10 protein-coding genes are annotated in these 11677 nt (G+C 71.1%); 5 read left to right on the forward strand and 5 right to left on the reverse strand.

Translation table 11 applies throughout. From position 1 onward, the window contains the following. The first annotated feature begins 121 nt into the window (after positions 1–121). The gene (locus AC0693_RS13610) at positions 122–511 is read left to right on the forward strand and encodes a hypothetical protein (RefSeq protein WP_469318421.1); all 390 of its coding nucleotides are present in this window, start codon (positions 122–124) and stop codon (positions 509–511) included. A 480-nt stretch (positions 512–991) separates the two neighbouring features. Here AC0693_RS13610 and AC0693_RS13615 read toward each other — a convergent pair whose 3' ends face one another. Then, positions 992–2599 (reverse strand): glycoside hydrolase family 27 protein, encoded by a 1608-nt coding sequence (locus tag AC0693_RS13615; protein ID WP_478801820.1) that lies wholly within the window; start codon positions 2597–2599, stop codon positions 992–994. 609 nt (positions 2600–3208) lie between these two features. On the opposite strand from AC0693_RS13615, the gene AC0693_RS13620 reads away from it, so the two are divergent. After that, positions 3209–4108, forward strand: coding sequence for a GNAT family N-acetyltransferase (locus AC0693_RS13620; RefSeq protein ID WP_469318423.1), 900 nt, complete (start codon positions 3209–3211; stop codon positions 4106–4108). A gap of 197 nt (positions 4109–4305) precedes the next feature. Here the strand turns inward: AC0693_RS13620 and AC0693_RS13625 are convergent, their stop codons facing one another. The 3 genes from AC0693_RS13625 to AC0693_RS13635 all read right to left on the reverse strand — a co-directional run bounded on the left by AC0693_RS13625 (position 4306) and on the right by AC0693_RS13635 (position 5795). After that, the gene (locus AC0693_RS13625; protein WP_478801821.1) at positions 4306–4749 is read right to left on the reverse strand and encodes a pyridoxamine 5'-phosphate oxidase family protein; all 444 of its coding nucleotides are present in this window, start codon (positions 4747–4749) and stop codon (positions 4306–4308) included. Positions 4750–4914: 165 nt separating this feature from the next. Continuing rightward, the gene (locus AC0693_RS13630) at positions 4915–5328 is read right to left on the reverse strand and encodes a VOC family protein (protein ID WP_478801822.1); all 414 of its coding nucleotides are present in this window, start codon (positions 5326–5328) and stop codon (positions 4915–4917) included. A 131-nt stretch (positions 5329–5459) separates the two neighbouring features. Further along, complete coding sequence (locus AC0693_RS13635; protein ID WP_478801823.1) at positions 5460–5795, reverse strand: VOC family protein; 336 nt, start codon at positions 5793–5795, stop codon at positions 5460–5462. 165 nt (positions 5796–5960) lie between these two features. Between AC0693_RS13635 and AC0693_RS13640 the strand changes: the two genes are divergently transcribed. The 3 genes from AC0693_RS13640 (at position 5961) to AC0693_RS13650 (ending at position 10566) form a co-directional block, all read left to right on the forward strand. Next, the gene (locus tag AC0693_RS13640) at positions 5961–8681 is read left to right on the forward strand and encodes an ATP-binding protein (protein ID WP_478801824.1); all 2721 of its coding nucleotides are present in this window, start codon (positions 5961–5963) and stop codon (positions 8679–8681) included. 96 nt (positions 8682–8777) lie between these two features. Next, the gene (locus AC0693_RS13645) at positions 8778–8939 is read left to right on the forward strand and encodes a carbohydrate-binding protein (protein ID WP_468469319.1); all 162 of its coding nucleotides are present in this window, start codon (positions 8778–8780) and stop codon (positions 8937–8939) included. 79 nt (positions 8940–9018) lie between these two features. Beyond that, entirely contained in the window at positions 9019–10566 is a 1548-nt protein-coding gene (locus AC0693_RS13650; protein ID WP_478801825.1) for a class I adenylate-forming enzyme family protein, read from the forward strand. Positions 10567–11010: 444 nt separating this feature from the next. Here AC0693_RS13650 and AC0693_RS13655 read toward each other — a convergent pair whose 3' ends face one another. Next, positions 11011–11346: a hypothetical protein gene (locus tag AC0693_RS13655; RefSeq protein WP_478801826.1), complete on the reverse strand. Its 336-nt coding sequence runs from the start codon at positions 11344–11346 to the stop codon at positions 11011–11013. Between the last annotated feature and the right edge of the window lie 331 nt (positions 11347–11677).

Consider the following 11677-nt stretch of genomic DNA (forward strand, 5'->3'; position numbering starts at 1 on the left):
GACCAGGGAACATCACCGACCGCCACCGAGCCCGCCCCGGCCAGGCTCCCGCGTCGGATACCGTGTTCCCCTACGGGGTGCCATATCGGATGTGACGCCCCCCACCGGAGGTAGTCAGCGTATGAGTTCAAAGCGCAGCAAGACCGCAGCCCTGCCCGTCCTTGACGACGCATTCCGACTCGCGTCGGTCAAGGACGCCGAAGAGTCCACCCGTGACTTGGCTGCGCGGCTGGCCACCACCGAGCTGCGCCGCGCTTCCCACCCGGGCCGGGTCACCTGGGATCCGACCGATCAGGCCGAGCCCGTACCGGTCCCGCCGACTGTGGTCGACGGTGACGGGGACCTGTGGCTGCGGGACCGGGGCACTGGCAACTGGACCATGCCGGAGTTCAACCCGAAGGAGTTCCCGGCCCGCTGTGGCGAGGTCCTCACGTGGAACGAGCTTGCCAGCGAGTTCGGCCCGCTGACCGCCCTGGCCGACGACCGCCGCATGGGCGGCGGCCGGCGCTGACCGCGCAGCCTTCTGGCGACCGCGCCCCCTGAAGCGCCCGTCAGGAGTAGCCGGGAGCTCCAGCTCACCGGGGCTGTCGGCCACCGCGACCGTGTCCGTCCCGGCGGGATCCTTCCCGGTCACATCGGCCAGGCTGGCCGGGGCACACCGCGCCGACCACCCGCTGGAACGTCGAGGTGCTGGACGCCACGCACACGCCGAACGCGCCCACGGTCCGCGCTCCGCGCCGGACCGGGGCGCCTCGGCGGCCCACTGCCCGTCCGCAACAGCCTGGCGCGGTCCTGTCATGCCGCCGTGACCTGCACACTTGCATGATCACCAGGGCTTTGAACACTCCTGATCATCTAGGAGCGCGGCTGAACCGGGCGGTCAGGCCGCAGTCGCCGAGGTCAGCCAGGTCTCAGTCATCGAGACCCGGCCGGAAGCCCCCGGACCGGTCCGGGGGCGCTGGTCGCAGACAGCGTCCCCACCGCCCGCCGTCTACCGCATGGCCCACAGCTGATTGCTGCCGCCATGGCAGGCCCACAGCTGGAGCTTCGTGCCGTTGGCGGTGGCGCCGCTCGCCCCGTCCAGGCACAGCCCGGACGGGGCGCCGGTGATCGTGCCGTCGGCGTTCACGTTCCATTGCTGGTTGACCTGGCCGTTGCAGTCCCAGATTACGGCCGCCGTGCCGTTGGTGGTGCCGTGGTTGTAGGCGTCCAGGCACTTGTTGCCGTAGATCATCAGCTGCTTGCTCGCGGTATACGTCCACTTCTGGTTGGCCTGCCCGTTGCAGTCCCACAGCTGCGCCTGGGTGCCGTTGGTGGTCGAGGAGTTGTTGATGTCCGCGCAGCGGCCGGACTGACCGCCGACGATCTGCTTCGCGCCGGTCGTACTGGCGTCGGTGCCGGTCACGGTGAGCAGGACGGCCTGGCCCGCCGGGACGCTGGTGGCGTAGCTGCCGGTGAAGCTGCCCCGGTCGGTGGCGGCCCACAGATCGCGTACCGACGCTGCGCCGGTCAGGCCGAGGTCGGCCCAGTTGGCAGTGATCGTGGCCGCCGAGCCGGTGCGGTTGAGCAGGACCACCGCACGCCGGCCGCTGCCGGACAGGTTCTTGCTGTAGACCTGCAGCCCGCTTTGCTCCTCGGCGACCTTCACGCCCTGCCGGCCTCGGGCGTCCTGGTCGACAGCGATCACTTCCGGGTTGGTCAGGGCACTGCGCGTGTCGCTGTTCATCGTGGCCAGGTTGTTTCCCGCCAACAGCGGGGCGCCGGAGACGGCCCACAGGCTCAGGTGGGTGCGGTTCTGCGCCGCGGTGAACCCGGCCATTCCCACGACCAGCATGTCCGGATCGTTGTAGTGACCCGGGCTCTGGGCGCTCGGATGCTGCGCCGCATCGAAATTGGACAGCACCCGGGGCATCGACGCGCTCTCGCCGAAGAAGATGATGTCGCCGCTGGTGCGCCACAGGCTGGACATGCCCGGTGCCCAGTTCCACGGGTTGTCGTTGCCCCAGTTGCACACCGACAGCACCATCGGCCGGCCGGTTGTCGCGGTGGCGCGAGCGATCGAGTCGCTGATCGCCTGGTAGGTGCCCTGTGCGTTCAGCCCCTCGGCGTTGCCGCCGCACCAGTCGACCTTGACGTAGTCGAAGCCCCACCGGGAGAACTGGAGGAAGTCCTGGTCGTAGTGGCCCTCGCTGCCACTGCCCGGCGCCGCCGGACGGCCGGTGGGGTAGTAGTAGCCGCAGCCGTCGCGGCCGGCGTCGGTGTAGATTCCGGCTTTGAGGCCCTTGCTGTGGATGTAGTCGGCGATGGCCTTCATGCCGCCGGGCCAGTCGGCGGGATCCACCGTGATGTTGCCGGCGGAGTCGCGGGTTCCCTGCCACCAGCCCTCGTCGATGTTGACGTACTGGTATCCGGCGTCCTTCATGCCCGAAGCCACCAAGGCGTCGGTCTGCGACGTGATGACGTTGTAGTCGATCTGCGCGGCGAAGCTGTTCCACGAGGCCCAGCCCATCGGCGGCGTACTGATCGACGCGACCGTCTGGACAGCGGCCTGGGCCGGAGCGCTCGTGGACGTGTTGCCTGCCAGTACGCCGAGGAGCACCGCGGCAGCGGCCCCCAGACGGGCCAGCCGCGTGCGGCCCGGTCCACGGGTCGGCCGACGGACGGCGACCGCATCCGGCGTGTGCGACCCTCCTGCGCCGCGGGGCGGAGCTGGTGCCCGGCGCTTCGCGCCGGCTCGACGGCATGCCCGTATGAGCATGTTCATGTGATCTCCCAGCTCTGCATTGAGCAAGATCCGTTTATTGTTAGCGCTAACAATTCATGACAGCCAGAATCATGTCCATGGCGGGATAGGGCCGAGAAGCTCCGGCACGAGGACACTCCCGCACTGTCCATGCACTGTCAAGAAGTGCGACAGCGAAGGGCGTTGCCGCGAGGCCGTCTTCCAACCCTGCGCCCCCTCGTCCGCTCGGCAGCGGTCGGCCGACGATGTCCCGGTTGAACCGGGTCGAAGTCCAGCGCCGCCAGGAAATCCGTGGACGGGCCCGCGGTAGATCACTTAGTGTGTGGCTCCACGCCCTGAGAGGGATGGAAGGAGGCGAGTGCCGTGCGGTTCACACCTTTCCAGCGCTCCCTTTTCCGCTGTCCCGGCGTGGTTCACAAGTTCTGACCGGGAGCGCTCCAAGCAGCCTGTACCCCGGAGGAATCCATGACCGATCTGGTCATCCGCACGCTCTCTGCGAGCGACGCTCATCTTTTCGACGCATTCCCCGACCCCTTGGGTGCCCGTGAAGGACATCGGCGCACCCACTTCCGCCCCGACTGGAAGCGCGTCGTCCTGCGCGACGGCGAGGTCGTCGCACGCGGCGCGTGGTGGGGCGGCCCCGACGACTCGGAGCCTGTCAACATCAACTGGTTCGACGTGGCCGAGGGCGAGGAGGAGGCCGGGGCCGAACTCCTGCGCTCTGCTCCCTGGCAGGTCGAACTCGAGATCAACCTGCCCGGCGACTGGCGGCAAAAGAGCGACCTGCGCGCCGCCGCCGAGGCACGATTCGCCGCCGCACGGGCAGCGGGGTACGAACTCCTGGTGGAACGCTTCCTGTACCGCTGGACCCCGGAGCGAGGTCTGCCCGAGCGGCCCGGACGCCTGCGCTTCAGCGCCGAACCCGACGACACCGTGTTCTTCGACGCGTTGCGGCGCATCCACTCCGCCACCCTGGACGCCCACGCACTCAGGGCCATCGAGGAAGGCGGCCTCGACCAGGCCGCCCAGGAGGAACTCGACTTCTTCCACTGGTGCCCCTCTCCCCGGGAGTGGTGGCAGATCGCGCACACGCCGGAGGGTGACCTGGCCGGCATCCACATCCCGGCCCACAACCCCTCCGGCCCGACCATCGGCTTCATCGGAGTCGTCCCGGAACAGCGCGGTCGCGGCTACGCCTACGACCTCCTCGCGGAGTGCACCCACTTCCTCGTCGAGCATGACGCGGAGTTCGTCAGCGGAGCGACGGACCAGGGCAACTTCCCCATGGCCGCGAACTTCGCCAAGGCCGGCTTCCCCGTCATCCGTGAACGCATCAACTTCCACCCGGCGGGCCAAGGGGTCTAGCGAGGCGTAGCAGCGCTGAGGGGTCCGGTCCGAGGTCAGGTCCGGACCCCTTGGCAGCGACGTTCGGCGCATCCGCAGGCACGCGTCGAACTGATCCCGCGCCGGGCACCTGTTCAACTTCGACGACCCCGCTGCTTTCACCGGCGCGGTTCCCCGCTTCGCCCGGCAACTGCCTGTTGCCCAGCCGGGTCGAGCCGCTACGTGAGCCACGCGCCGTCCACCATCAGGTCCCGTCCCGCGATCTCGTTGACCTCGCGCCAGGCCTGGATCAGTTTCGGCCGGATGCGGAAGTACGGGCAGTCCCGCTGCTCGCGGGGGTCGAATCCGGTCTTGGCCGCGAACGCGTCGGCGACCTCGTCGGTGATCCCGTCGGCGACCGCCGCGGCTCCTTCGATCAGGACCACGTCGCGGGTCTGCCCGATCGTGAGCCGGACCAGGCCGCCGGCCCGGAGGTTGCGGGCCGTGGCGTTGCCGGCCGCCGTGGAGATCAACAGCGCCTCGCCGTCCCAGAGGAACGACAGCGGCACCAGATACGGCGTACCCGCCCGGTCGGCGGTGGCGACCCAGGCATCGACGTCTTCGTCGAGGCGGCGCAGGGTGTCCTGTATGCGCTGCGGGAGCGGTCGGGGCGAGGTGGTCATGGTGTCGGGTCTCCTGTGTCGGATGCGGGCAGCGACGTTCGTCTGTCGGGGATCAGCGGCAGGACGGCGGCCACGTCCCCCGTTCCCGCAGTGGGGGTCACCGGCGTCCGGGACGGGCAGCGGCGCGCACCGCCGTTCCGGACGCCGGTGAGACGGAGGTCCTGGCTACTCGGCGTAGGGCTGGTCGGATCCCCGGTCGCTGAAGCCGACGCTCCAGACGTAGCCGTCGGGGTCGGCGAAGGTGCCGCCGTAGCCGCCCCAGGGCAGAGCGTCGGCGGGCTTCAGGACCGTGGCACCGGCCTCCCGGGCCTCCGCCATGATCTCGTCGACCCGCGTCTCACTGCGGACGACGTAGGTGAGGACCAGTCCGCTGAAGCCAGTGCCCTCCGGGTCCGCACCTACCTGGGAGGCCAGGCCTTCGCGGCGGTAGAAGCCGACGGGCGAGGCGCCGTCCGATGCGAAGAACACCGAGATGCCGAAGTCGTTCCGGACCTTCCAGCCGAGTCCCTCGGTGTAGAACTGCTTGGCCCGGTCCATGTCCCGGACGCCGAGCAGGATCGAGCTGACGTGTGCCTTCATGGCGTGCTCCTTGTGCGTGAGTGGTCATGTGGTGCGTGGGTGCCGGGTCTGTCCATCGGGTGTCCGGGCAGGGCCCGGACACCACCACGGCGCGTGTGTCCGCCGGTATGAATCGCTCGCGGGCGCGGTGCTCACCGGTCCTGGATGAGGCCGAGGACGTTGCCGTCGAGATCGGTGAAGGTGGCCACCAGGCGGCCGCTGCCGACCTCGTGCGCCGCTTCCCGCACCGTGGCCCCCGCCGCGGTCACCTCGGTGAGCCTGGCCTCGATGTCCGGTACGTGCCAGTAGGCCACCGGGGCGGTCATGCCCTGCGGTCCACCGTTCGGCACGAGCCCGATGTGCTGATCGTCGGCCTCGAAGCCGACGTAGTAGGGGGTGTCGCTCACCGGCTGAAGGCCGAGCAGGGCCGCGTAGACGGCTTTGGCCTTGCTCAGGTCGGACACGGGGTGCAGCACGGTCTTGATCATGTTCGCTCCTGTGGGCGGCGCGCTCGGTTGTGGTCTCAGCTTCCGTCCCGGCCGGGTCTGCGGGCATCCGTGGTGACCGCGTAACGGACCACGTAATGGACTACGTAACGGATCACGGAACGCCGTCCCGGGGAGGCCGCGGAGCGGATGCGACAGAATGCGGCCATGGCCAGAGAAGGTGACATCTCCCCAAGGGAGTCAGAGGTGTTGGGGCTCCTGGGCTCCCACTTCAGCAACGCCGAGATCGCGGCGCGGCTGTTCATCTCGGTTCGCACCGTCGAAAGCCACGTCTCCTCGCTGCTGCGCAAGCTGGACCTGCCGGACCGGCGGGCTCTGGCCCAGCGCGCGGCCGTCGATCGGCCTCATCGGGAACCGGCGCCGCTCCCGGCCCCGTTGACCTCGTTCGTCGGCCGGTCCCGGGAGCGGGCAGAGCTGTCCGAGCTTGTCATGACGCATCGTCAGGTGACAGCGTTCGGCCCCGGCGGCGTGGGCAAGACCCGGCTCGCGTTGGCGGTGGCGGCGGAGGTGGCCGGCCGGTACGCCGACGGGGTGTGGTTCGTCGATCTGATCCCTGTCACCGACCCCGCGCTGATCGCGACCGCTCTCGCGGGTGCGCTGGGACTCGGCGAGCAGCCCGGCCGCGATCTGACCGAGTCGGTGGTCACGGCGCTGGCCGCCCGCCAGGCGTTCCTCGTGTTCGACAACTGCGAGCACGTGGTGGACGGGGTGGCGCTGTTGCTGGAGCGGCTGCTCGCGGCCTGTCCGGGAGTGACCGTTCTGGCGACCAGCCAGGCCCGGCTGATGGTGCCGTTCGAGCGGGTGTACCAGGTGCCGCCGTTGTCGCTGGCGGACGAGTCGGACGCGGTCGCGCTGTTCATGGAGCGGGCCCGGGCGGCCGGCCGGCCGCTGGAGCAGCCGCAGTACGAGCAGGTCGCCGCGATCTGCGCGCGGCTGGACGGGATGGCGCTGGCGATCGAGCTGGCCGCGGCCCGCTGCCCGACGCTCGGACTGGACGGCATCACCGCCGCCGTGTCCCACCCGCTCCGGATGCTCACCGGCGGCTCCCGGGCCGACAAGCGGCACCGCTCGGTGCGGGCTGTGCTGGACTGGAGCCACGCCCTGCTGGAGCCGGTCGACCAGGAGCTCCTGCACCGGGTGTCGGTCTTCGTGGCACCGTTCCACGTACCGGCGGCGGCCGAGATCGCCGGATCCACGGTCGACGTGGTCGCCGACGGCCTGGCCCGGCTCGCCGAGCAGAGCCTGCTGGGCGTGACGACATCCCCGCAGGGCACCCGCTACCGGGCCTTGGAAACCATCCGCCAGTACGGCACGGAACGGCTGGAGCAGGCGGGTGAGCTGGCCGGAGTCCGGGCCCGGCACCTGCAGTGGTGCCTCACCCGGGCCGCCGACCTGGCGGTGGCCGGGCAGGACTGGCGGGCCCGGTTCGACGCGGCCGCCGATGACCTGCGCGCATCGCTGAGATGGGCGGCGAGCGAGCCGGAGCAGCGCGCGGCCGCCTGCCGCCTGGCCCGGTGTCTGGGTGAGCTGACGTTCACCCGCCACCTGATCGGGGAGTCGCAGCAGCGGTACGAGCAGGCGTCCGCGCTCACAGACGACCCCACCGTCTCCGCGTACATGCTCCGGCAGGCCGCGGAGGTGGCGGGCTGCCGTACGCACGGCAACGACATGTACCGCCTGCACCGCGCCGCCGCGGCCGCCGCTCGCCGTGCGGGGGACAGCGCGGGGGCCGCGGTGGACCTGGCCACCGCTGCCACCGTCGCGTACCGCTTCTCCAGCACGTTCACGCGGATCCCGCCCGAAGAGGAGGCGCTCGCCCTGGTCGGCGAAGCGCGGGAGCTGGGAGGCGACGACCCGGCCGTCGGGGCGGCGGTGGCGCTGGCGGACGCGGGAGTGCTCAGCGATGCGTTCGGCGCGGTGCAGGGCCCGGCCGACAATGCCGTGCCGGAGACGCTCGCGCGCGCCGAACGCGCGGTCGAGCTGGCTCGCCGTACCGGCAACCCGCTCGCGGAGTCCGCTGCGCTGGACGCGCTCACTGCGGCGCACGCCTGGGCCGGTGACACGTTCGCCTGCGCGGCGACGGCCGGGTGCCGGATCACGCTGCTCTCCTCCACGGCGGAGGGGCCGCAGACGCCGGGCGGTGTCCACGAACTGATCGACGCGCTCGGCATGGCCGTGCAGACCAGCCTCGGCGCGGGGAACCTGGCGGACGCCCTCCGCTGTGGACGCCGGCTGGCCGACCATCCGGCCCTGGCCGAGGTGGGCCACCGCGCGACGAGCTGGCTGCTGGTCGCCGACGCGCTGGCGGGCAACGCCGAGGAGGTGCTTACGGGCAGCACGCGCTTCCTCGACGCGTGGCAGCGCGCGGGGAGCCCGGCCAAGGCGGTCCTCGGCCCGGCCGCTGCCGCGGTCGCGATGATCCACAACTTCCGCGGCGACCACGATGCCGAGCGCGCATGGCGGGTGGTGCTGGACCGGCTCGGCGAGTCGTCCGAGCGCACGTACGGCTACGGGGCGGTTTTCGACGCGATGCGGCTGCTCCATCACGGACGCGCCGAGGAAGCCGTGCAGCGGATGGCGCCCGCACCCGAGGAGGTGTGGAAATGGGTGACCTGGATCTGGCTGCACTGGTACGTGGCGATACGCGCCGAGGCCGCCGTTCTGGCCGGAAGTCCCGAGGCGCCGGAGCGCTTGGCCGAAGGCCGCACCATCACGGCCGGCAACCCGGTCGCCGGCGCCATCGTGGAGCGGGCACAAGCCGTTCTCGACCAGGACCACAAGCGCCTGCTCGCCACGGCGGACGCATTCGAGGCCGCCGGCTGCCACTACCAGGCGGCGCGGACGAGGGTGCTGGCGGATGCCGACTGAGGGCTGCCCGTCAGGATCAGGTGCCTGACCTGCTCGGAAGGGTGCGATGCTTCATACGGGCTGGCAGTGAGCCGGCCCGGTGAAAGGTGGCGTCGCATGGCAGCAGGGCATTCGGAATGGAAAGTGAACCGGCAGTATTCCGAGAACGAGCGTGTCGTTCATTTCGGCAAGCAGTACCGGTGCCTGGTGACGCACAAATCCAACTCCGCGAACAACCCGAAGACGACCGTCAAGATGTGGCAGCCCCAAGCCGGTTGACCGGCCCTGCATCATCGCCCGCCGCCCGGCCGGTCCGTAGCCGCCCCCGCCGAATCCGGGCGCCGGGTATCTTGGCGTCATGAGCGGCGCCGCGCGGTACGTGACGGACCTGGTCGAAGCGTGCGAACGGTACGCCGACCGCCCGGCCTTCGGTTCGGGGGCCTGGGTCCTGACCCATGCTGAGGTGCTGTCCTGGACGTACCGGCTGGCGGGTGTCCTGAGCGAGTCGGGGATCCGGCGCGGTTCCGGACTGGCGTGTGTCTCAGCGGGCAATCCGCCCGAGACGCTGCTGGTACGGCTGGCCGCGCATCTGCTGGGCGCGCGGCTGACCCAGGTGTGTGTCGGCCCCACCACCCACGCCCTCGATCACCTCCTACGGGACTGCGCACCCTCCCTGGTGGTCCACGACACCCCGGTACCGCCGGGTCCGGGCGAGCGCATCGGCCTGGCCGCACTCCTCGAGCTGGCCTCCGGCCGAGAGGCCCTGCCCCTGCCCCTGGCGGTGGCGGCGCGCGACGAGGACGTGGCCCGGGTGACCTACACGGGCGGGACGACGGGCCGGCCGAAGGGCGTGGCCTCGACGTTCGCCGCGATGGCGGCCCGCACCGCCACCCGCGACGAGCGCGGCGGCTCCGCCCCGGACTCCGGCGGCCCCATGGTGTTCGTGTCGACCGATGCCCTCTCCCAGCGTTCCGGCGGCCGCTGCCTGGAACAGCTGAGGACCGGCGGCCGTTCGGAGATCCTCCACCCCTTCGGCACGCGGGAGTTCGCCGCCGCGTGCCTGCGGCTGGGGCCCGTGTCCACGTACCTGACGCCCTCGACGCTGTACCGGCTGCTCGACGACCCGGAAACCGCCGACGGCATACCGGGCCTGGCGCAGGTCTCGTACGGCGATTCCCCGGTCCACCCGGAGCGGCTGCGCAGCGCCCTGTCCCGCTGGGGTCCGGGGGTGCGCTGGCGCCAGGGCTACGGCCTGAACGAGGCCGGGGTGCTCTGCCGGCTCACCCCGGCCGACCACGAGGCGGCGCTCGCCGACCGCCCGCACCTGCTCGCCTCCGTGGGCCGCCCGGTGCCCGGGGTGGAGGTGGAGGTCCGCGGCGCCGCGCCGGGCGCCACCGGGGAGGTGTGGGTGCGGTCCCCGATGGTGATGGCCGGCTACCGCGGCCTGCCCGAGCTGACGGCCGAGGTACTGCGGGACGGCTGGCTGCGCACCGGGGACGTCGGCCACTTCGACGGCGACGGGTACCTGTACCTCGACGACCGGATCAAGGACGTCGTCATGGTGCACGGGGCGAACATCTACTGCGGCCCGATCGAGACGGCGCTGACCCGGCACCCCGCCGTCGCTAGGGCGGCCGTGGTGGGGCGGACCGACGCCCGCACGGGGGAGGCGGTGTGCGCCTTCCTCGTCGCGGCCCCCGGCCACGCTCCGACGGACGCGGCGGCCGCCGAGGCGTGCGCACTGGTCGAGGCGGCGCTGGCGCCGGGCCACCGGCCGACGGCGGTGTTCTGGATGGAAGCTCTCCCGCTGACGGACCGCGGCAAACCGGACAAGCGGCGCCTCAGGGAACTCGCGGCGGCCTCAGCGGAGCGGCCGCCTGGAGCCGGGTCGGCAGAAGGCCGATGACGGGAACTCGGGTGAGGCTGCCGCCCGCACACCCGCGTGTACGGGTTCAGCGGCAGGTGCGCCCGTACGCTGGCCATGAGACCAGCGGTGTCGTCCTCGACGATCTGCTACGTCGCGCGGGCGCGGGAGGCGGCCGATCCGGCACGCTGAAAAGGGGATCGGATGGAAGACCTGGCGCGGGCCTCGGGCTGCGGGCGGTGCAGTCCGTCCTGAGCGCGCACCCCGGCCGGTGGGAGATCGCCTTTCAGGAAGAGAACGTGGGCGCGGCACGCTTCTGGCGTCGCGTCGCTTCCGAAGTCGCGGGCGAGGCCTGGACGGAGGAGCGGCGCCCGGTGCCCGGGCGGCCCGAGTTGTCGGCGAACACTTGGGTTGCGTTCAACGCACGCTGACGAGTACGTGCCTGGTTGGCGGTGGCACGTCGAAAAGTGCGGCTCGGGCCGGTGGTCAGCGTGGCCGGTGGGCGCCGCGGGCACGAGGGGGCGCTGGGACGGTTGCCTCGGCGGGGAGGCGAGTGCTGTGTGTCCGGGCTGGGCTGCATTCCACGATTTCTCGCGCTGCACGCAGCGTGCTCCGGTTGTCGCCCACCAGTCTGGTGGTGATCAGGATGGCTTGAAGAATGCTGATGCCGTTGTCTTTGAGATGCTGCTGGACGGTGTCCATGTCGACGCCCGCGGCGAGTAGCCGCCTGCATTCGTCGATCCGATCACCGGTCTGCTGCGCCTGTTCAGGGGTCAGTCCGTGAACGTTCGCAAGGAGCTCTTCCGTGGTGTGGCTGGGCATGTCCTGGATTCTCGCAGTGGCTTGTCGCGGGCGCCAGGTCGTCGAGGCGTTGGGAGTGCGGCTTCGGACGGTGTGGGATCGTCCGCCGGTCCCTGGCTGCCAATGGTGGGCCGTCAACAGCCGTCCCGCCCCGAATCGGCCACCATGCCGATGAGCATGCCGTACCAGCCGCCGTCACCAGCGCCATGGATCAATGCGAACGTGTTCACGACGGTGCTCCCGTCCCCCCTCGATGACCCGCTCACGAACCGGCCCGCGACCCGGGTGCGGAGCACGCCCGTACACAGCCGATTGTTGCCGCCCGTGGGGGAGTACTCGGTAGACGCGCCGT

It is taken from the genome of Streptomyces sp. NPDC043876, assembly GCF_056435825.1.

What these genes read in the sequence shown, in the direction of transcription:
- AC0693_RS13655 (WP_478801826.1), bottom strand. Translation starts at nt 11,346, where the DNA reads ATGCCCAGCCACACCACGGAAGAGCTCCTTGCGAACGTTCACGGACTG.
- AC0693_RS13625 (WP_478801821.1), bottom strand. Translation starts at nt 4,749, where the DNA reads ATGACCACCTCGCCCCGACCGCTCCCGCAGCGCATACAGGACACCCTG.
- AC0693_RS13645 (WP_468469319.1), top strand. Translation starts at nt 8,778, where the DNA reads ATGGCAGCAGGGCATTCGGAATGGAAAGTGAACCGGCAGTATTCCGAG.
- AC0693_RS13650 (WP_478801825.1), top strand. Translation starts at nt 9,019, where the DNA reads ATGAGCGGCGCCGCGCGGTACGTGACGGACCTGGTCGAAGCGTGCGAA.
- AC0693_RS13635 (WP_478801823.1), bottom strand. Translation starts at nt 5,795, where the DNA reads ATGATCAAGACCGTGCTGCACCCCGTGTCCGACCTGAGCAAGGCCAAA.
- AC0693_RS13630 (WP_478801822.1), bottom strand. Translation starts at nt 5,328, where the DNA reads ATGAAGGCACACGTCAGCTCGATCCTGCTCGGCGTCCGGGACATGGAC.
- AC0693_RS13640 (WP_478801824.1), top strand. Translation starts at nt 5,961, where the DNA reads ATGGCCAGAGAAGGTGACATCTCCCCAAGGGAGTCAGAGGTGTTGGGG.
- AC0693_RS13620 (WP_469318423.1), top strand. Translation starts at nt 3,209, where the DNA reads ATGACCGATCTGGTCATCCGCACGCTCTCTGCGAGCGACGCTCATCTT.
- AC0693_RS13610 (WP_469318421.1), top strand. Translation starts at nt 122, where the DNA reads ATGAGTTCAAAGCGCAGCAAGACCGCAGCCCTGCCCGTCCTTGACGAC.